The sequence below is a fragment of the Amycolatopsis sp. NPDC021455 genome (genome assembly GCF_040640995.1).
Classification (GTDB): domain Bacteria; phylum Actinomycetota; class Actinomycetes; order Mycobacteriales; family Pseudonocardiaceae; genus Amycolatopsis.
In genome coordinates, this window is record NZ_JBFACT010000020.1 from 90,920 (window position 1) to 109,072 (window position 18,153).

Consider the following 18,153-nt stretch of genomic DNA (forward strand, 5'->3'; position numbering starts at 1 on the left):
GGTCGACAGATTGGGCACTTCGTCCGATTCCTTGGCGGACATCCTGGAACGCGTGCTCGACAAGGGCGTGGTGATAGCCGGTGACATCGGCGTGAGCGTCGTCGACGTCGAATTGCTGACCCTGCGGATCCGGCTGTTCATCGCTTCCGCGCAGACCGCCCGCGAAATGGGCATGGACTGGTGGACGAACGACCCGTTCTTCTCGCCGAATGCCGCCCGCGGCGAGCTGGACGGCGATGTCGGAAGGCGCGACCTGGCGGCGCGCGTCGCCGAGCTGGAGGCCCGGCTGCCCGTGCCGGGCGGGAGGGACGAACCGCGGTGAGCACCCGCAACTGGCTGTGCGCGTACGCGATCACCCGCAACCGCCCGGCCGAACTGGACCTGACCCCGGCACCCCGGCTCATCGGCTACCGCGACCTCGGCGTCGTCGTCGCCGACGTGGCGCCGGCGCGCTTCGACCGCATCGACACGCTCGATCCGGTCGACGGCGCGCTCGCCGAACTGGCCCGCGAGCACGACGCCGTGGTGCGCGCGGTGTTCCGCCACGAACCCGTGCTGCCGTTGCGGTTCGGCACGGTCATCGACGGCGAGGCGGCTGCGCTCCGGCTCCTGGAGACCGCCTACGACCAGGCCCGCGACTGCCTCGACGAGGTGGCGGGCCACCGCGAGTGGGGTGTCCGCGTGCGGCACACCGAACCCGCCGCCACCAGCCGGCCCGATTCCGCGGGCCTGACCGGCACGCAGTACCTCGTCCGGCGGCGCGAACGGCTGAAGGCGATCCAGCGGGCCCGCGAGGACGTCGTCGGCGCCGCCGGGCGGCTCAAGAACGCGTTGCGCCGGCACGCCGCCGACAGCGTCGGGCGGGCCCGGCCGCACGGTGTCCTGGTCAACACCGCCTACCTGGTGGAAACCGGGCGAGAGGCGGCGTTCCACGCCGAGTTCGAGTGGTTCGCCCGCGAGCTGCGCGAGGTGGGCGCGACGGTCGAGACCTCCGGGCCCTGGCCGCCGTACTCGTTCACCGACGTCGAACTCGGGGCGGCCGCCCGTGGCTGACCCCGACATCGTCGAGATCGGCCGCGGCAACGCCGTCGAGGCCGTCGCGGACCTGCTCGACCGGGTCGTGCACCGCGGTGCCGTGGTGAACGGAGACGTGATCATCTCGCTCGCCGGCATCGACCTGGTGCGGCTCGACCTGCGGCTGCTGCTGCTCGGGATCGAGGGGCCGCCGGGATGAGCGAGCCCGTCCGGATCGCCGCCGACGCCGGCCGCGGGCTCGGCCACCTGGTCGTCACCGTGCTCGACATCCTCAAGGAAGTGCTGGAGCGGCAGGCGTTGCGGCGCCTCGACGCCGGCACCCTCACCCCGGACCAGATCGAAGAGCTCGGCCAGGCCCTGATCGGGCTGGAGCTCCGGTTCGCCGAAATCCGCGCGGCCCTCGACGAAATCCCGGCCGGCATCCTGGAAACGGAAGGACGAAGACCGCAGTGACCAACCCCGGACAGACGGGCGGCGGGCTCGCCGACACCCTCAACATCCTGCTGGACAAGGGACTCGTCATCGACGCTTCGGTGAAGGTGTCCCTGATCGGGATCGAGCTGCTGGCGATCGAGGCCCGGATCGTGATCGCCAGCGTCGACACCTACATCCGCTACCTCGAAGCGATGCAGCGGGTGAACGCCCAGGCGAAGATGCCCAACCCCGGGCAGGTCTCGATCGGGATAGACCAGACCGTCGGGCTGATCCCGCCCCCGCCGCCGACGCCCGCGGTGGCGGTGCCGGTGGAGCCGGCGGTGCCGGTCGAGCAGTCGTGACGCTGCAGCTGTACGGCGTCGTCCGGGCCGGGCATCCGCGCGCCCCGCGCACGGTGTGCTGGGAGGACCTGGCGATGGTCGTCGGCGACGCGCCCGCCCAGCCCGATCCGGCGACGCACCTCGCGGTGGTGTCCGCGCTCGTCGAGGGCGGCCCGGTGCTGCCGGTCCGGTTCGGCACGGTGGCCGAGGACGAGGACGCCGTCCGCGCCGAGGTGCTGGCCCCGTCGGCCGACGCCTACCGCGCCGACCTCGACCGGCTCGACGGCCTGGCCGAGGTGCACGTCTGCCTGCGGTTCACCGAGCCCGGGTCGGCGTGGCGGGCGGCGCGCTCCGACGTACTGCTCTCGGAGGTCGCCGAACGGGCCCGCGACTCGGTCTGCCTGCCGGCGGGCGAGTCCGCCGACGAGCGGTGGGCGTTCCTGGTCGGGCTGGGCGACCTGCTCGTCGTCCGCGACGCCGTCGCCGGGCTCGGCGACGGTGGCGTCCAGGCCGAGTGGGTCGGGCCGCTGCCCGCGTACAGCTTCCTCGACCGGCGGACGTGCTCGCGCTGGAGCTGGTGAGCGGGGGCGGAACAGTCGCTGAACACTCGTCCCGGCCCTGGCCGCCGTGGCTCGCGCCCGGTGATCCTGGTGCCGTGACCAGCAGCGAACTCGCCGCGCTCCCGCGTGCGTTCGGGGGGCCCGGCGCCGGGCCCGGGCAGTTTCGCGCGCCGTCGGGGATCGCCGTCGACGCCCGCGGCCGCGTGTGGGTGGCCGACACCGGCAACGACCGAGTCCAGGCGTTCACCCACGACGGCTCGCTCGTACGCGTCCTGGCCGGGCGCCTCAAGGCACCGGAAGGGGTGGCGGTCGACGCGGCGGGCAATGTCTACGTCGCCGACACCGGAAACCGCCGCGTGGTGCAGTTCTCGTGGTGGGGCGGGTTCGTGCGCGAGTTCGGCGGCCTGGTCAGGCCCCGCGCGGTGGCGTTGGACCACGCCGGGCGGCTGCTGGTCGACGACACCGGCCGCGTGGCCCGGTTCTGCACCCGCACGGGCGCCGCGCTGTCCGACACGGCCGAGCCGATCGGCTCACCGAGGGACATGGCCGACGACGGCGCGGGCGGTGTCTGGGTCGCCGAGACGGGCAACCACCGCATCGTCCACTTCGGAGCGTCCGGCTAGTGTCGCGTGTCCGAGGTTCGTCGGCAGCGGCCCGGCTTGCGACGCTAGTTCTTCGAGATCGCGGCCGTCGCGCGGACCACGGCGGTGCACCGGTTCTCGACGTAGTCCAGCCCGCCTTCTTCGGCGATGCGGCGTGCTTCGGCGGAGACGATGCCCTGCTGCAGCCACAATGCCTTGGCGCCGATCTCGACGGCGTCGCGGGCGATGCCGGGTGCTTCGGCGGACGGCCGGAAGACGTCGACGAGGTCGACCGGTTCCGGGATGTCCTTCAGCGACCGGTAGACCTTCTCGCCGAGCAGCTCGGTCGCGGTCGGGTGCACCGGGATGATCCGGAAGCCGTGCGCCTGCAGCACCGCCGGGACGCCGTGCGCGGCCTTGGCCGGGTCCCGGCTCAGGCCGACGACGGCGATCGTCTTCGCGCTCTCGAGGATCTGCTCCGCGTTCATACCGGTGGAACGCGCGGCGGCCGTCAAAGCTTCCACAAGCGCAGGCCGCGCACCCGGTAGACCGGCCAGACGACGTGCCACGGCTTGCGGTGGGCGAAGGTCGCCGCACACGTCAGGATGTTGCGGGCGGACGTCGTCGCGACCTCGTGGCGGTCCGGCCAGGTCGCGCCCTTGGCGCCGATGGCGATCCGGAACACGGTCAGCAGGCCGCGGCCCTGCAGGTCGTACTTCGCGCCGGTGTCGCCGGCGCCGGGAGCCAGTTCGGCGATTTCGGCGCCGAAGGCGCGCGCCGCCTGCGGTGCGACCTCGGCGGGAACCACGCCGACACTGCGCAAGATGGCCTTGCCGTGCATGCGCCGCGCGTACCGGAACAGCAGCGAGCGTTCCCACCACGGCAGCAGGCGGTGGTGCTGGAGCAGCGCGGCGCATTCGCCGTGCCCGATCGCGAAGATGCTCGTGAGCTCGTCGTAGGCGCCGTTCGTCGCCGGCTCGTTCAGGTGCAGCCGCACCTCGAACCGGGTGCGCGCGGTGAGCTCGTCGAGCTTCTCGCGGTGATCGAGCCGCGCCTTCGCGCGGGAGAGCGACCAGTCGGGCATCGGACCTCCAGGCGTCGCGCACAGGCTAGTTCGCCGACGACGCCCGGACCACGCTTTCAGCCGATCTTCTCGCCGTACATCTCGCCGAGCGGGTCGGAGATCAGCTCGACGCGGGCACCGTCCGGATCGGACAGGTAGATGGAGGTCTTGCTCTCCAGCAGGTACTGCACACCGGCCTCGTCGAGCTTGTCCTTGATGACGCTCCACCGTTCGGGCGTGACCGACAGCGCCAGGTGGTGCAGTCCACCGAGGACTTCCGCGTACGGGCCGAGGTCCAGACCGGGCAGGTCGAAGAAGGCGACCGCGTTGCCGTTGCCGACGTCGAAGAAGAAGTGACTGGAGCCCGGGTAGTCCCGGTTCTCGATCAGCTCGGTGAGCGGGAAGCCGAGCAGGTCCTGGTAGAACTCGATGGTCCGCTCGACGTCGCTGGAGATCAGCGCGGTGTGGTGGATGCCGCGGCCGTTCGTCGCCGGCCGTTCGGCGGCGGGGTGCAGGTGACGCTCGCGCAGCTCGTCACGGATCTCGGCGAGCTTGGCGACCTCGGCCTGAGTCGGTGCCATGTCCCTCACGTCCCTTCCTGGTGTGCCTTCAAGCTACGCTCAATTTATCTCGCGCGCAAGAGGTTGTATGGCGAGAGTTCCACTGGGTGGAACATTGGCGCTTGTGTCCCGGGTGCACGCCCGGCAGAGTTCCCGAGGTGGACGTCAGCAGGGTGCAGGAGGCCGCCGCCGTACTGGCGCGGGCCTATGCCGAGCGTGAGCCGATCGAGCCGCTGATCAAGACCTACCCGGACGCGGGGGTCGAGGACGCGTACCGGATCCAGCAGGAGCAGGTGCGGCGCTGGGTCGAAGCCGGCGACGCCGTCCGCGGGCACAAGGTCGGCCTCGCGTCGGCGGCGATGCAGCGGCAGATGGGCGTCGACCAGCCCGACTACGGGCACCTCACCGGCAGCATGTTCCACCTGGAGCACCAGCCGATCCCGACGTCGGCGTTCCTGCAGCCGCGCATCGAGCCGGAGATCGCGTTCGTGCTCGGCTCGGCGTTGCGCGGCCCGGGCGTCACGGTCGCCGACGCCGTGCGCGCGGTCGACTTCGTGCTGCCGTCGCTGGAGATCGTCGACTCGCGGATCCAGGACTGGAAGATCTCGCTGTTCGACACGATCGCCGACAACGCGTCCTCCGGCGGGGTGGTGCTGGGCAGCAGCCCGACGGCACTTTCGGCCGCCGACCTGCGGTTGGCGGGTTGCGTGCTGTACCAGAACGGTTCGGTGGCCGCGACCGGCGCGGGCGGCGCGGTGCTCGGGTCGCCGTTGAACTCGCTGGTGTGGCTGGCGAACACGGTCGGCCCGCTGGGGGTCACCCTCGAGCCGGGGCACGTCGTGCTGCCCGGCTCGATGACCCGGGCGATCCCGGTGTCGCCGGGCGACACGATCGTCACGACCATCGCCGGCATCGGCAGCGTCACCGCGGTCTTCGCTCCCGCTTCGGAGGAATCATGAACGTGCGCGAGGCAGCGGCTTCCCTGCTGGCGACGGTTTCGGAGCGGGCCCCGCTGTCCGCCGACTGGCCGGACCTGGACGTCGACACTGCGTACGCGATCCAGGACGAGGCACTGCGGCAGCGCCGGGCCCGTGGCGAGACGCTGATCGGGGTGAAGCTGGGCCTGACGTCCCGGGCCAAGCAGCAGCGGATGGGCATCGACTCGCCACTGCTGGCCTGGCTCACCGACGCGATGGTGCTGCCGGCGGGCGTCCCCGTGCCGTCGTTGATCCACCCGCGCGCCGAGCCGGAGCTGGTGTTCGTGCTGGGCCGCCGGTTGGCGGGCCCCGGCGTCACGGCGGCGACGGCGCTGGCCGCCGTCGACCGCGTGTACGGCGGCATCGAGGTCATCGACAGCCGGTACGCCGACTACCGCTTCACGCTCCCGGACGCCGTCGCGGACAACGGCTCGTCGGCGTACTTCAGCCTCGGCCCGGTGGGCCTGCCGCCTGCGTCGTTGGACCTGTCCCTGGAAGCGGCACTGCTGGAGGTCGACGGCCAGATCGTCGACACGGCGACCGGAGCGGCGGTCCAGGGCCACCCGGCGGAGGCCCTGGCCCTGGCGGCCAACGCGCTGGGCGCGCGAGGCCTGGCCCTGGAACCGGGCTGGCTGGTCCTGACGGGCGGCATGACGGACGCGATCCCGCTCCGCCCAGGCTCCCGAGTCGCAACCCACTTCTCCCACCTGGGCTCGCTAACCCTCGCCACCTGACCGTGTCGACCCCCCAATCACGAGTGATGTCCCTTCAATCACGCGAGATCCACGTCAGGTCGCTGCTTCGGCGCGGTCGGCGACGCGGGTGATGCCCTTGACCAGCCGCGGCCAGACCGCCCGGGGGAGGTCGTGGCCCATACCGGGGACGACGTCGAGGTCCGCGCCGGGAATCGCGCGGGCCGTGGCGCGGCCGCCCGAGACGTGGACCAGCGGGTCGCGGGCGCCGTGGACCACCAGGGCCGGCACCCGCACCTTCCGCAGCCGCGGCGCGCGGTCGTGCTCGGCCATGATCGCGGCGAGCTGGCGGAGGGTGCCGCCCGGGTGCACGCCGCGGTCGTACGTGCGCTCGGCCCTGTCCCGCATCCGGGCCTCGTCGAACGGGTAGCCGGGCGAGCCGATCAGCCGGAACGTGCGGACGAGCATCTCGACGTAGTCCGCGCGGCTACGCGGCGGCGTGGCGAGCAGCATCGACATCGCCCGCGGGCTCGGCCGTCCGACCAGCCGCCCGCCGGTGCTCGACATGATCGACGTCAGCGACCGGACCCGCTCCGGGTGCCGGAAGGCCAGCGTCTGCGCGATCATCCCGCCCATCGACGCCCCGGCCACGTGCGCGGCGGGGACCTCCAGCGCGTCCAGCAGCCCGGCGGCGTCGTCGGCCATGTCCGCCAGCGTGTACGGCGCACTGCGCAGCAGGTACGCCTGTGCGAGGTTCGCCCGGCCGCGCAGCCGGCTCGACCGCCCGGTGTCCCGGTTGTCGAACCGGATCACGCGGAACCCTTGCGCGGCAAGGTTTTCGCAGAACTCCTCGTCCCACCAGATCATCGGCGCGCCGAGGCCCATCACGAGCAGCAGGGGCCGCCCACCCGTGTCGCCGAACGTCTCGTGGCACAGCTCGAGGCCGTTGACGCGGGTCAGGTGCTCGGTCATGGTGGTCCGTCCCGGTAGGCGCGGGCCTGGATCTCGTACAGCTCGTGGTAGACCCCGCCCGCGCGGATCAGCTCGTCATGGGTGCCTTCTTCGATCAACCGCCCCTTCTCCAGGACCAGGATCCGGTCCGCCGACCGGATGTTGGCGAGCCGGTGCGTCACCAGCACGGTCGTGCGGCGGCCGCGGCCCGACGTGCTCGCGTGCTGCAGCCCGGCGAACACGCGGGCTTCGGCGCGGGCGTCGAGCGCCGCCGTCGGTTCGTCGGCCACCAGGACCGAGGCGTCGCGGTAGATGCCGCGGGCGATGCCCATGCGCTGCCACTGGCCGCCGGACAGGTCGTGGCCCTCGTCGAACTTCTTAGACAGGACCGTGTCCTCCTTGGCGGGCAGGGAGGCGATCACCTCGTCCGCGCCCGAGTAGTCGACCGCTTCGCGCCACGCCCGCCGATCCGGGTCCGGCCGGCCGAGCCGCCCCACCGTGACGTTGTTCGCCGCGGTCATCGGCCACTCCGCGGGTTCCTGCGCGATCACCGCGATGTTCGTGTGGACCGACGCCGGGTCGGCCCGCGCGAGGTCGACGTCGTCCCAGCGGACGGTGCCCTCGTCCGGTGGGTACAGCCCGGTGAGCAGCTTGCCGAGGGTGGTCTTGCCCGAGCCGTTCTCCCCGACGAGCGCCACGACCTCGCCGCGCCGGATCGTCAGCGAGACGTCCCGCAGGGCCGGGTTTTCCTGACCCGGGTACGTGAACGTGACACCCTCCAGCCGGATCTCGGCGGGGTTGGCGGGCGCCGTCACCGTCGTCGCCGGCGGTCGCAGCTTGACCGACTCGACGAGGAGCTGGTTGTAGAACCCGATGTAGAACGAGTCCTCGTACAGCGAGTTGACCGCGCGCATGGTGTTGGACAGCGCTGTCGACGCCGTGCGCATCGCCAGGACCGCCGTGCCGGCCAGGGCCAGCTCCATCGAGCCGGTGTAGAGCAGCCAGCCGAGCACCAGGTACGCGACGGCCGTGCCGAAACCGGCCGCCGCCCGGCCGGTGGTGCGGACCAGGTTGCTGCGGTGCGCCAGCCGGACCTCCTCCCGGGTGAGGCTGCGGGAGATGCGGCGGTACTCGCCGAGCAATGGCTCCTGCAGCGTCAGGGCGTGCCGTTCGAGCGCCATCGAGCGCCAGGTGGCGACCTCCTCGACGACCGACTTGCGGATGTTGCGCCCGACGGTGTCGATGAAGTGCCGGTAGTTCAGCTTCGCCACGCGCGCGGCGGCCCAGCCGTCGGCCGCCGCGGCGAGCAGCAGGACCGGCGCGAGCCACGGGTTGAGCAGCCCGGCCGTGATCATCGCCGCCGCGAGCGAGATCGCCGACGACGTCAGGTCCGCCAGCCGGCGCAGGCTGGTTTCGATGGCCCGCACGCCGAACCGCGCGCCCTGGCGGGCGAGCTCCCGGAAGTCCGCGTCCTCGAACGCGATCAACCCGACGCGCACGACTGCCGCCGTCACCGCGTCGTCGGCCGCCGCCGTGACACGCGGCCGCAGCGCGCCTTCGACGGCGGCGACGGCCGCGTCGAGCAACGCCCGCGCGGCGTACGACCCGGTGACGACCGCGATCGCCGGCAGCGACTGCAGCACCCGGTCCGGCGTCGGGCCCTGTTCGAGCAGCGCGGTGAAGACGTTCGCGGTGGCGAGCAGCCCGAACGCCGTGACGCAGCCCGAGACGACGTGCACGACGGCGGCCAGCAGCGTCAGCCGCGGCGACGTCCGCCACGCGAGCCTCAGCACGACCGCGATGGCGGACGGCAAGGCGCGCACGGCTTGCCCGAAGCCGGCCGCGGCGACGCGTTCGTCGACGCGGGCCCACTCGGGCATCTTCACGTTTTCGACCCCGATCAGCGGGGGCGGGTCCGTGGTGGTTTCGGCGGATCCGGTCACCCCTTCATCTGTACTCCGGGGGTCCGACAGTTTCGGGCACGTTCTGGATCGCGGTTCGGCCGTTCGGGTGAAAGTAATCGATTTCCCTGGGCCTCCGCCGCCATCGGGGACACACTCGCCTGGAGTAACAGGTCTGCGGATGTGCTTGGCAGGGACCGGAAACGGGTGACGTCCTCGTGCAAAGGGGGGAGGGGCGTCGCCCGTTTCCTCTACCCGTTCTTCCGGGTGTATCGAGCACGCAGAAACGGACTGAAATCGTTGTCTTCGCCCAGCCGGACGTCGATTTCGTGGGTCAGGGCGTCGCCGTCCGGCGTGAGCCGGTGCCGGGCCACGCCGCGAGCGGTCTGCTTCTCCAGGGTCAGTGTCGCGCCGGACCAGGTGCCGCGCGCCGGTGAATCGGGTGGGAAGCCATAGCTGTCGAAGCCGTACCAGAGCGTCTCATCGGTGCGCGGATCGGCGGTGAAGACGTTGTGGCCCAGGAACTCCGATCCGTCCGCGCGGCGCTGGCGGTACTGCTGGATCAGGGCGAAACCGTTGAGTGCCAAGCGGTATTCGCAGTCGGCGTGCGCGGTCGAGGCCGGCGCCCACGGCGAGGCCGCGAGTTCTTCGGTGCCGGTCCAGTCGCCGACGAAGGCTTTGAGCGCGTCGTGCGCGGGGCCGAGGCGGGGCATGTCCATGGTCGTCTCCATTTCGACAGGTGCCTGTCGATGTGCGAGACTAGCACGCATGCGGTCCCATCGAGCCGAGACGTTCACCCGGGTGATCGACGCGGTCTTCGCGTGCAACGGAGGGTTCCTCGTGGTCGGCGACGCGCTGACGCGGCCCTTCGGCCTGACGGCGGCGCAGTGGCAGGTGCTCGGCTTCCTCGAGGACGGCCCGGCCACCGTGGCGGAGGTGGCCCGGCGCCGGGGGTTGCGCAGGCAGAGTGTGCAGGAGACGGTGAACCGCTTGCTGCGCAACGGAATGCTGGACCGCTTGCCGAACCCGGCGGACGCCCGGGCCCCGTTGTTGTCCTTGACGCGACGGGCCCGCACGGCGATGCGCGAGTTGGGGGCGGCGCAGGTCGAGTGGGCGGAGGAGACGGCGGCGCAGGTGTCGCAGGAGGATCTGGAGACGACTCTGCGCACGCTGCGGCGGCTGCGGGAAGTGGTGGCCCAGCCGCGGCTGTCCTGAGGCGGGCTCACCCGGTGGCGCCCGGTCCGGGCAGCAAGTCGATGTCTCCCGCGTGCATGGGGTTGCCGCAGTGCGTGCAGCGCAGGTCCACCGTGGTGATTTCGCCGCAGGCGTGGTGGCGGTAGAGCACCGGGGGGCCGGCCTTGCCCGCCAGCCACTTGTCGCCCCAGCGGGTCATCACCATCAGCATGTCCACCAGTTCGGTGCCCTTCTCCGTCAGCACGTACTCGTAGCGCGGCCGGCGGTCGTACGGGCGGCGCTCGACGACCTCCTCGTCCACCAGGTGGTTGAGCCGCTCGGTGAGCACCTTGCGCGAGATGCCCAGGTCCGCCTGGAGCTGCTCGAACCGGCTGAACCCCGCCCAGATGTCCCGGAGGATCAGCGGTGACCACGGTTCCCCGATGACGTCGAGGGTGCGCGCGATCGAGCACGCGGCCAGGTCGCTGAAGTTCGTGCGCTGCATGAGGCCAGATTAGCACTTGGGGTTCCCTCAAGGAACTTCAACTGCTACGGTTCTGGAGTCTCCTGAAGGAACCCAGAAGGGAACGTCGCGATGAGCAGGGTCTTCAGCGCCCACGCCGTGTCGGTCGACGGGTACATCGCCGGCCGCGGCGCTCGCCCCGGCCAGGGGCTCGGTGACGGCGGGACGCTCTTCGACTGGTACTCCGACGGAGACACCCGGAGCCGGGTGTTCGACTTCTTCGAGCTCAGCGCGCCGAGCGCCCGCGTCTTCGACGCCCTCGCCGGGCGGGTGGGCGCGATCGTGGCGGGCCGCAACACCTACGAGGACTCCGAGCATTTCGGTGGCGGCAGCCCGCATCCGGACGCACCGCTCTTCCTCGTCAGCCACCGGCCGGCGCCGGAGCTGACCGAGCAGCAGACCCTGCTCGACAACGTCGAGGACGCGATCGCGGCCGCCCGGGAGGCCGCCGGCGGCAAGGACGTCGGCCTCATGGGCGGTGGCGTGCTGACCTCGGCGTTGCGCGCGGGCCTCGTCGATGAAATCGTCCTCCACCAGGTGCCGGTGCTGCTCGGCGGTGGCCGGTCCTTCTTCCGGGATCTGCCCGGCCACGTGCGGCTCCGGCTCGTCGAGGCCGTTCCCGCTCCCGGTGTCACCCACCTCCACTACGCCGTCGCCTGAAAACCACCAAGGAGATGACCATGCTCGACGCCGACGTCCGCCGCGTCCTCGCCACCACCGCCATCGGCCACCTCGCCACCGTCCTGCCCGACGGCGCTCCCCACGCCGTGCCGGTCTGGGTCGACCCGGAAGGCGACCGCATCGCCATCCTCACCGGCCCGGACTCGCGCAAGGCCCGCAACCTGCGCCGCGACCCGCGCGTCGCGCTCTCCCTGACCCCGGTCGACAACCCGTTCGAGCCGGTGATCATCCGCGGCCGGGTCGTCGAGTGGATCGAGGGGGACGCCGCCTGGGAGATCGTCGACCGGATCGCCACCAAGTACATCGGCGGGCCCTACTCGCGCGAGCAGCAGCGCGTCGTCGCACTCATCGAACCCGAGCGGCAGAGCGTGGGCATGCGCTGATCGTCAGTCCGGCTTGATCCCCAGCAGGGTGAGGAAGGTGCGGAACCCGGCGGGCATGTCGACCTCCTCCGGGTCGAGGAGCCACTGCAGCTGCAGGCCGTCGAGGACGGCGATCGCGATCGGGGCCAGCTGCTCCGGGGTGGTGCCCGGCGGCAGCTCGTCGCGGTGGCGTTCGAGCATCTCGGTCATGCCCGCCCGGACCCGGGTGTAGCGGTCGTGGAAGTACTTCCGCGCCGGGTGGTCCTCCGTGACGCTGTCCGCCGAAAGCACCGTGTACGTCTGGACGATCCCCGGCCGGGTCGCGTTGTAGTCCACGAGGTCGGCCAGCTGGTTCACCGTCATCGCCGACTCCTCGCCCGGCGGAGCGTGGCCGAAGTGCAGCAGGTCCCACTCGTCCCGGGTCTCCAGCACCGCCGTCAGCAGGTCCTCCTTGGTCGGGAAGTAGTGCATCAGCCCCTGCTGCGTCAGCCCGACGCGGTCGGCCACGGCCGCCAGCGACGTGCCGCGGTAGCCGCGTTCGGCGATCACCTCGAACGCCGCACGCACGATGCTCGCCCGTCGGTCGGTGCCCCTGGCCCGGCTCATGATCCCGAGCCTACGGGAGAAATCGTCACGGAACCATAACGTTCACTACTCGCCGCCAGGTAGGGTGACGGGCAGGACGGACCGCGGAGGTGCGCATGAGCTTCGACGTCGAAGCGCTGCTGGCCGAACTCGACCTGGACGCCAAGGCGAGCCTGCTCGCCGGTCAGGACGTCTGGTCCCTGCCCGCGTTGCCCCGGATCGGCCTCGCCTCCCTGGTGCTCTCCGACGGCCCGGTCGGCGTCCGCGGGACGCGGTGGAGCCCGGACGACCCCTCGGTCACCCTGCCCAGCCCGACGGCGCTGGCCGCGAGCTGGGACCCGCGCTTGGCGGTCAAGACAGGCCGCCTGCTCGCGCAGGAGGCCCGGCGCAAGGGTGTGCACGTGCTGCTGGCGCCCACGGTCAACCTCCACCGTTCGCCGCTGGGCGGCCGCCACTTCGAGTGCTACTCCGAAGATCCGCTCCTCGCCGGGATGATCGGCGCCGGCTACGTCACCGGCGTGCAGGATGGCGGGGTCGCCGTCACGGTCAAGCACTTCGTCGCCAACGACTTCGAGACCGAACGCTTCACCGTCGACGTCCGCGTCAGCGAACGCGCGCTGCGCGAGCTCTACCTCGCGCCGTTCGAACTCATCGTCCGGCGGGCGAAGCCGTGGGGGATCATGGCCGCCTACAACAGCGTCAACGGCGTCACGATGACCCAGCACGCCGAACTCGTCAACGGCGTGCTGCGCGGTGAATGGGGCTTCGACGGCTTCGTCGTCTCCGACTGGCTCGCCGCGCGCGACACCGTCGCCTCCGCCAACGGCGGTCTCGACGTCGCGATGCCCGGCCCCCGCACGGTGTTCGGCGAACGGCTCGCCGAAGCCGTGCGCGGCGGCGAGGTGAGCCCCGACGTCGTCGACGCCATGGTCCGCCGGGTGCTCCTGCTCGCCCACCGGACCGGCGCGCTCGGCGGCGGCCCGGTCCCCGATCAGTCCGATGTGGATGGTGACGCGCTCGCGCGCGAGGTCGCGCACCGGTCGTTCGTCCTGCTCAGCAACGAAACCGGCCTGCTGCCGCTGCGCGAGCCGCAGAGCATCGCGCTCATCGGCGCGCTGGCCGCGGACCCGAAGATCCTCGGTGGTGGCAGCGCCACGGTGTTTCCCGATCACGTCGTCTCCCCTCTCGACGGCCTCGAAGCGGCCGTTCCCCCGGGCACCGAGCTCACCTACACCCCCGGTGCCGATCCGCGAACGACGCTACCTTCGGCCACCGACAATTTCCGGCTCCGCGCGACGGCCCGGGCCGCCGATGGCACCCGATTGGCTGAATTTCCCTTGCGAAAAGCCAGAATCGACTGGATCGGGGAACTCCCGGCCGGCCTCGACATCGGCACGCTCGCGTCGGTCGAGATCGCCGGCACGTTCCTGCCGGAGGAGAGCGGCACGCACACCTTCGGCGTCACCGGCCCCGGCGACCTCCGCCTCACCGTCGCCGGCCAGACCCTCTTCGACGGCGTGAACCTGCCGGAGGGCGGGGACATCTTCACGTCGATCATGCAGGTGCACGAACAGCGGCGCGAGATCGAACTGACCGCGGGTGAGCCGGTGGACGTCAGCCTGACCTACTGGATCCCGTCGGAGATGGCGGAGTTCGCCCGGGGCACCTTCGCCTGGGTCACCTTCGCGCTCGGGCACCGCGGCCCGGTGCTCGACCCCGACGCCGCCATCGAGGAAGCCGTTGCCCTGGCGGGGAAGTCGGAAGTCGCCGTCGTCGTGGTCGGCACGACCGCCGAGGTCGAGAGCGAAGGTTTCGACCGGACTTCGCTCGCCTTGCCCGGACGGCAGGACGAACTCGTCACGCGGGTCGCCGAAGCCAACCGGAACACCGTCGTGGTGGTCAACGCCGGTTCCCCGGTGGAGATGCCGTGGCGCGACGACGTCGCCGCGGTGCTGCTCACCTGGTTCCCCGGCCAGGCCGGCGGTGCCGCGCTCGCCGACGTCCTCTTCGGCCGCGAAGAACCCGGCGGCCGCCTGCCGACGACCTGGCCGGCGAAGCTCGAAGACGCGCCGGTCACCAACGTGACGCCCGAAGACGGCGCGCTCGAGTACGACGAAGGCGTCTATATCGGCTACAGCGCCTGGGCCCGCACCGACCGGCAGCCCGCGTACTGGTTCGGCCACGGCCAGGGCTACACGACCTGGGCGTACGAAGAACTCGACGCCTACCCGGACGACGAAGGCGGCGCCCGGGTCCGGGTCCGCGTGCGCAACACCGGGCGGCGCAAGGGACGCGAAGTCGTCCAGCTCTACCTGGCCCCGACCGAGCGCGGCGACCGGCCGCACCGCTGGCTCGCCGGGTTCGCGAGCGTCGAAGCCCAGCCCGGCCAGGCCGTCGATGCCGACGTCGTCATCACGCCGAGGTCGGTCGAAGCCTGGCGCGACGGCTGGCAGCACATCGCGGGCGAGTACGTCCTGGAGGCGTCGCACTCCTACGCCGATCCGCGGCTCAGCACGCGGGTGGTGCTGCAGAAAATCCGTTGATCTTCGACGGGAAGCCCCCTAAAGTGGCGCACGCACCCTCGACCAGGCGAAAGGAGGTGGGACCGATGATCACGCCATCGATCACGCGCTCCCACTCCGCCGCGAGGGTGCCGGCTGTCTGACCGGGAGCGCGCTCCCGGAAGGATTTCCATGACCGAACTGGTCATCCGCCCGCTCGAAGCGGGCGAAGAAGCACTGTTCACCTCCCTGCCCGACCGCGGTCTCGTCGGCCGCAAGCTGCTCGGCGACGACTTCATCGAGATGGCGAAGCGAGGCGAATACCCGCCCGAGCGAGTCTGGGTCGCGCTGCGCGACGACGTCGTCGTGGCCCGCGCCGCCTGGTGGGCCAAGCCCGGCGGAGACCCGGTCGCCCTGGACTGGTTCGACTTCACCGACTTCGACGCGGCTGTCGAGCTGCTGAAGACGGCACCGCTGCGTGCGGAGTATTCGCTGCACACCCCACCGGGGTGGCAGGACGATCCGGACGTCGCCCGCGAAGTGAACGGCCGGGTCGAGGCGGCCGAGAAGGCGGGCTACCGCAAGCTCGTCGAGCGCTACCGCTTCCGCTGGACCCCGGAGAACGGCCTGCCGGAGAAGCCCGGCCGCCTCGAGTTCCGGCCCGAGCCGGACGACGACGTCATCCTCGACGTTTTCAAGCGCGTGCACGTCGGCAGCCTCGACGCGCACGCGCGCAAGACGGTCGAGGAGCACGGCCTCGATGCGGCCGCGCAGGAGGACCTCGACATCATGAAGTGGATGCCGGGGCCGCGGGAGTGGTGGCGGCTGGCGTACACGCCCGACGGCGAACTCGTCGGCCTCACGCTGCCGAGCCGCAACGTCTACGACCCCGTGATCGGCTACATCGCCGTCGTGCCGGAGCAGCGGGGACACGGCTACGCCTACGACCTGCTCGTCGAGGCGACGCACGACCTCGTCTCCTACGGCGCGGACCGGATCGTCGCGGGCACCGACGTCGGCAACGTCCCGATGGCGAAGAACTTCGCCAAGGCGGGCTACCCGGTGGTCCAGCACCGCATCGACCTCGTCTGACACCGCCGGCGGCCGTGCCTTGCCGGGCGCGGCCGCCGGGCGGTACCGTCGCTAGAGCGATCTATCAAATGCGGGGGCAATGATGGACAAGGGACTGACGCCGCTTCGCGTGATCCTGGGCTTTTCGCTGGTCAGCACGACGATCCACTACGCACACAACGCCATTCGCGTCGCCGACTACCCGCAGCTGCCGGGTGTCCCTGCGCTCGCCGCGGGGATCGTCGTCGCCTTCGGCTGGGTGCTCTTCACGACGTTCGGCTGGTTCGGCTACCGCGCGTACCGGCAAGGCCGCTACCACCAGGCGCTCGTGTTTCTGCTGGTCTATTCGCTGGCCGGGATGATCACCCTCGGTCACTTCCTGACCGGCGTGCCCCGGATTCCGGCGTTCTTCTTCGCGACGATCTTCACCGACGCCGCGGCCGGTCTGGCGCTCTGGGTGTTCCTGATGTGGGCGTGGGCGACCGTCAACCGGGTGACCTCGCGAGATCAAGTTTCTACACAATATTGACCTTCGTCTGGCTCATGTAGACAATCGGGAGAGTGACCACCACCACACCGGTGACCTTCGACCGCCGTCCGGACGAGTACCGCCACTGGCGGCTCCAGATCGACGGGGAGGTGGCCTGGCTCGAGCTGGACGTCGACGAGCAGGGCGGGCTGGTCCCGGGCTACGAGCTCAAGCTCAACTCCTACGACCTCGGCGTCGACATCGAGCTCTACGACGCCACCCAGCGCCTGCGGTTCGAGCACCCCGAGGTCCGCGTGGTCGTCGTGACCAGCGCGAAGGACAAGGTGTTCTGCGCGGGCGCGAACATCCGCATGCTCGCCGCGTCCGAGCACCACTGGAAGGTGAACTTCTGCAAGTTCACCAACGAGACCCGCAACGGCATGGAGGACGCGACCGAGCACTCCGGCCAGACGTACGTGGCCGCGGTGAACGGGACCTGCGCCGGCGGCGGCTACGAGATCGCGCTGGCCTGCGACAAGATCCTGCTGATCGACGACAACTCCTCGACCGTCGCGCTGCCCGAGGTGCCGCTGCTCGGCGTGCTGCCCGGCACCGGCGGGCTCACCCGGGTCGTCGACAAGCGGCGCGTGCGCCGGGACCTCGCCGACGTCTTCGCGACGCGCCCGGACGGCGTCAAGGGCAAGACCGCGGTCGACTGGCGGCTGGTCGACGAACTGGTGCCGCGTCAGGGGTTCCGCGAGGCCGTGGCGAAACGGGCCCGCGAGATCGCGCGCGAGTCCGGCCGGACCGGCGAACGCGGTATCGAGCTGACGCCGCTGAAACATCGCTATGTCGACATCGAGGTTGCCGAGGACCAGGCCACCATCACCATCAAGGGCCCCGAGAACGACCCCGGTGACCTGCACGAAGAGGGCGCGGACGGCTGGTTCCTCGCCATGACCCGCGAACTCGACGACGCCATCCTGCGGCTGCGCACCAACGAGGTCGAAGCGGGCACGTGGATCCTGCGGACCCAGGGCGACCCCGCGAAGGTCGAAGCGCACGAGCAGGCCGTCCTCGGCGGGAAGGACTGGCTGGCCAACGAGATCACGCACTACTTCAAGCGCACGCTCAAACGCCTCGACGTCACCAGCCGCAGCCTGATCGCGCTCATCGAACCCGGCAGCTGCTTCGCCGGCGCGCTGCTGGAGATCGCGCTGGCCGCCGACCGCCAGTACATCCTGGACGGCCCGCCGATCGACGACGAAGACTCCGAAGAACGCGCGTCGATCAGGCTCAGTGAAGCCAACTTCGGCGCGTTCCCGATGGGCAACGGCCTGACCCGCCTGCAGGCGCGGTTCTACGGCGACGACGACCACCTCGCCTGGCTCGCGCGCGAGAAGAACCGCGAGCTCAGCGCGTCCGAAGCCCTCGAACTCGGCCTGGTCACCGACGCCCCGGACGACCTCGACTGGGAGGACGAGATCCGGATCGCGCTCGAAGGCCGCGCGTCGCTGTCCCCGGACGCGCTCACCGGGATGGAGGCCAACCACCGGTTCGTCGGTCCCGAGACCATCGAGACCAAGATCTTCGGCCGGCTGGCGGCTTGGCAGAACTGGATTTTCACCCGGCCGAACGCGTCCGGCCCGGAAGGCGCGCTGCGCCGATACGGTACGGGGCAGAAGGCCGTCTTCGACAGGAAGCGGGTCTAGC

Annotated in this window: 24 protein-coding genes; 16 read left to right on the top strand and 8 right to left on the bottom strand. The window is 71.1% G+C overall.

Annotated elements, in window-relative coordinates; translation table 11 throughout:
• The first annotated feature begins 10 nt into the window (after positions 1–10).
• The 7 genes from AB0G28_RS23050 (at position 11) to AB0G28_RS23080 (ending at position 2,973) form a co-directional block, all read left to right on the top strand.
• Positions 11–322 (top strand): gas vesicle protein, encoded by a 312-nt coding sequence (locus tag AB0G28_RS23050; RefSeq protein WP_361092286.1) that lies wholly within the window; start codon positions 11–13, stop codon positions 320–322.
• Positions 319–1,053 carry a GvpL/GvpF family gas vesicle protein gene (locus AB0G28_RS23055; protein WP_361092289.1) on the top strand — a complete coding sequence of 245 codons (735 nt, stop codon included), beginning with the start codon at positions 319–321 and terminating at the stop codon, positions 1,051–1,053. The genes AB0G28_RS23050 and AB0G28_RS23055 overlap by 4 nt, the downstream gene beginning before the upstream one ends.
• Positions 1,046–1,234, top strand: a complete 189-nt coding sequence (gvpJ, locus tag AB0G28_RS23060; protein WP_361092292.1) for a gas vesicle protein GvpJ — start codon at positions 1,046–1,048, stop codon at positions 1,232–1,234. Before AB0G28_RS23055 ends, gvpJ (AB0G28_RS23060) begins: the two co-directional genes overlap by 8 nt.
• Complete coding sequence (locus AB0G28_RS23065) at positions 1,231–1,488, top strand: gas vesicle protein K (RefSeq protein ID WP_361092295.1); 258 nt, start codon at positions 1,231–1,233, stop codon at positions 1,486–1,488. The genes gvpJ (AB0G28_RS23060) and AB0G28_RS23065 overlap by 4 nt, the downstream gene beginning before the upstream one ends.
• The gene (gene gvpJ, locus AB0G28_RS23070; protein ID WP_361092298.1) at positions 1,485–1,811 is read left to right on the top strand and encodes a gas vesicle protein GvpJ; all 327 of its coding nucleotides are present in this window, start codon (positions 1,485–1,487) and stop codon (positions 1,809–1,811) included. Before AB0G28_RS23065 ends, gvpJ (AB0G28_RS23070) begins: the two co-directional genes overlap by 4 nt.
• A complete protein-coding gene (locus AB0G28_RS23075) occupies positions 1,808–2,371 on the top strand; it encodes a GvpL/GvpF family gas vesicle protein (RefSeq protein ID WP_361092301.1) in 564 nt (187 codons plus the stop codon). Before gvpJ (AB0G28_RS23070) ends, AB0G28_RS23075 begins: the two co-directional genes overlap by 4 nt.
• Before the next feature lie 74 nt (positions 2,372–2,445).
• Positions 2,446–2,973, top strand: coding sequence for an NHL repeat-containing protein (locus AB0G28_RS23080; RefSeq protein WP_361092304.1), 528 nt, complete (start codon positions 2,446–2,448; stop codon positions 2,971–2,973).
• A 44-nt stretch (positions 2,974–3,017) separates the two neighbouring features.
• Here the strand turns inward: AB0G28_RS23080 and AB0G28_RS23085 are convergent, their stop codons facing one another.
• From AB0G28_RS23085 to AB0G28_RS23095, 3 genes are read right to left on the bottom strand one after another with little or no spacing between them, the layout of a single operon-like run.
• Positions 3,018–3,419, bottom strand: coding sequence for a CoA-binding protein (locus AB0G28_RS23085; protein ID WP_361092307.1), 402 nt, complete (start codon positions 3,417–3,419; stop codon positions 3,018–3,020).
• A 23-nt stretch (positions 3,420–3,442) separates the two neighbouring features.
• Positions 3,443–4,015, bottom strand: a complete 573-nt coding sequence (locus AB0G28_RS23090; protein ID WP_361092310.1) for a hypothetical protein — start codon at positions 4,013–4,015, stop codon at positions 3,443–3,445.
• Between the two features lie 56 nt (positions 4,016–4,071).
• Positions 4,072–4,575 (bottom strand): VOC family protein, encoded by a 504-nt coding sequence (locus AB0G28_RS23095; RefSeq protein WP_361092313.1) that lies wholly within the window; start codon positions 4,573–4,575, stop codon positions 4,072–4,074.
• Positions 4,576–4,712: 137 nt separating this feature from the next.
• Between AB0G28_RS23095 and AB0G28_RS23100 the strand changes: the two genes are divergently transcribed.
• On the top strand, positions 4,713–5,513 hold the full coding sequence (locus AB0G28_RS23100) for a fumarylacetoacetate hydrolase family protein (RefSeq protein ID WP_361092316.1): 801 nt from the start codon (positions 4,713–4,715) through the stop codon (positions 5,511–5,513).
• On the top strand, positions 5,510–6,265 hold the full coding sequence (locus tag AB0G28_RS23105) for a fumarylacetoacetate hydrolase family protein (protein WP_361092319.1): 756 nt from the start codon (positions 5,510–5,512) through the stop codon (positions 6,263–6,265). Before AB0G28_RS23100 ends, AB0G28_RS23105 begins: the two co-directional genes overlap by 4 nt.
• Before the next feature lie 54 nt (positions 6,266–6,319).
• Here AB0G28_RS23105 and AB0G28_RS23110 read toward each other — a convergent pair whose 3' ends face one another.
• The 3 genes from AB0G28_RS23110 to AB0G28_RS23120 form a co-directional block, all read right to left on the bottom strand.
• Positions 6,320–7,195 carry an alpha/beta hydrolase gene (locus AB0G28_RS23110; protein ID WP_361092322.1) on the bottom strand — a complete coding sequence of 292 codons (876 nt, stop codon included), beginning with the start codon at positions 7,193–7,195 and terminating at the stop codon, positions 6,320–6,322.
• Positions 7,192–9,054: an ABC transporter ATP-binding protein gene (locus AB0G28_RS23115; protein WP_361092424.1), complete on the bottom strand. Its 1,863-nt coding sequence runs from the start codon at positions 9,052–9,054 to the stop codon at positions 7,192–7,194. Before AB0G28_RS23115 ends, AB0G28_RS23110 begins: the two co-directional genes overlap by 4 nt.
• Positions 9,055–9,326: 272 nt before the next feature.
• The gene (locus AB0G28_RS23120; RefSeq protein ID WP_361092325.1) at positions 9,327–9,794 is read right to left on the bottom strand and encodes a DUF1579 family protein; all 468 of its coding nucleotides are present in this window, start codon (positions 9,792–9,794) and stop codon (positions 9,327–9,329) included.
• 49 nt (positions 9,795–9,843) lie between these two features.
• Between AB0G28_RS23120 and AB0G28_RS23125 the strand changes: the two genes are divergently transcribed.
• On the top strand, positions 9,844–10,290 hold the full coding sequence (locus tag AB0G28_RS23125; RefSeq protein ID WP_361092328.1) for a MarR family transcriptional regulator: 447 nt from the start codon (positions 9,844–9,846) through the stop codon (positions 10,288–10,290).
• Positions 10,291–10,297: 7 nt separating this feature from the next.
• On the opposite strand, the gene AB0G28_RS23130 is transcribed toward AB0G28_RS23125, so the two are convergent.
• Positions 10,298–10,753 (bottom strand): helix-turn-helix domain-containing protein, encoded by a 456-nt coding sequence (locus tag AB0G28_RS23130; protein WP_361092331.1) that lies wholly within the window; start codon positions 10,751–10,753, stop codon positions 10,298–10,300.
• A 90-nt stretch (positions 10,754–10,843) separates the two neighbouring features.
• Here AB0G28_RS23130 and AB0G28_RS23135 point away from each other — a divergent pair, with 90 nt between their 5' ends.
• Both AB0G28_RS23135 and AB0G28_RS23140 read left to right on the top strand, forming a co-directional pair.
• Positions 10,844–11,431 carry a dihydrofolate reductase family protein gene (locus tag AB0G28_RS23135; RefSeq protein WP_361092334.1) on the top strand — a complete coding sequence of 196 codons (588 nt, stop codon included), beginning with the start codon at positions 10,844–10,846 and terminating at the stop codon, positions 11,429–11,431.
• Between the two features lie 20 nt (positions 11,432–11,451).
• Entirely contained in the window at positions 11,452–11,835 is a 384-nt protein-coding gene (locus AB0G28_RS23140) for a TIGR03618 family F420-dependent PPOX class oxidoreductase (RefSeq protein ID WP_361092427.1), read from the top strand.
• 3 nt (positions 11,836–11,838) lie between these two features.
• On the opposite strand, the gene AB0G28_RS23145 is transcribed toward AB0G28_RS23140, so the two are convergent.
• On the bottom strand, positions 11,839–12,420 hold the full coding sequence (locus AB0G28_RS23145) for a TetR/AcrR family transcriptional regulator (protein WP_361092337.1): 582 nt from the start codon (positions 12,418–12,420) through the stop codon (positions 11,839–11,841).
• 95 nt (positions 12,421–12,515) lie between these two features.
• Between AB0G28_RS23145 and AB0G28_RS23150 the strand changes: the two genes are divergently transcribed.
• The 4 genes from AB0G28_RS23150 to boxC all read left to right on the top strand — a co-directional run bounded on the left by AB0G28_RS23150 (position 12,516) and on the right by boxC (position 18,152).
• Positions 12,516–14,942, top strand: coding sequence for a glycoside hydrolase family 3 C-terminal domain-containing protein (locus AB0G28_RS23150; RefSeq protein WP_361092340.1), 2,427 nt, complete (start codon positions 12,516–12,518; stop codon positions 14,940–14,942).
• 150 nt (positions 14,943–15,092) lie between these two features.
• Positions 15,093–15,992 carry a GNAT family N-acetyltransferase gene (locus AB0G28_RS23155; protein WP_361092343.1) on the top strand — a complete coding sequence of 300 codons (900 nt, stop codon included), beginning with the start codon at positions 15,093–15,095 and terminating at the stop codon, positions 15,990–15,992.
• A gap of 82 nt (positions 15,993–16,074) precedes the next feature.
• A complete protein-coding gene (locus tag AB0G28_RS23160; RefSeq protein ID WP_361092345.1) occupies positions 16,075–16,500 on the top strand; it encodes a hypothetical protein in 426 nt (141 codons plus the stop codon).
• Between the two features lie 32 nt (positions 16,501–16,532).
• Complete coding sequence (gene boxC, locus AB0G28_RS23165) at positions 16,533–18,152, top strand: 2,3-epoxybenzoyl-CoA dihydrolase (RefSeq protein ID WP_361092348.1); 1,620 nt, start codon at positions 16,533–16,535, stop codon at positions 18,150–18,152.
• Position 18,153: the final 1 nt, after the last annotated feature.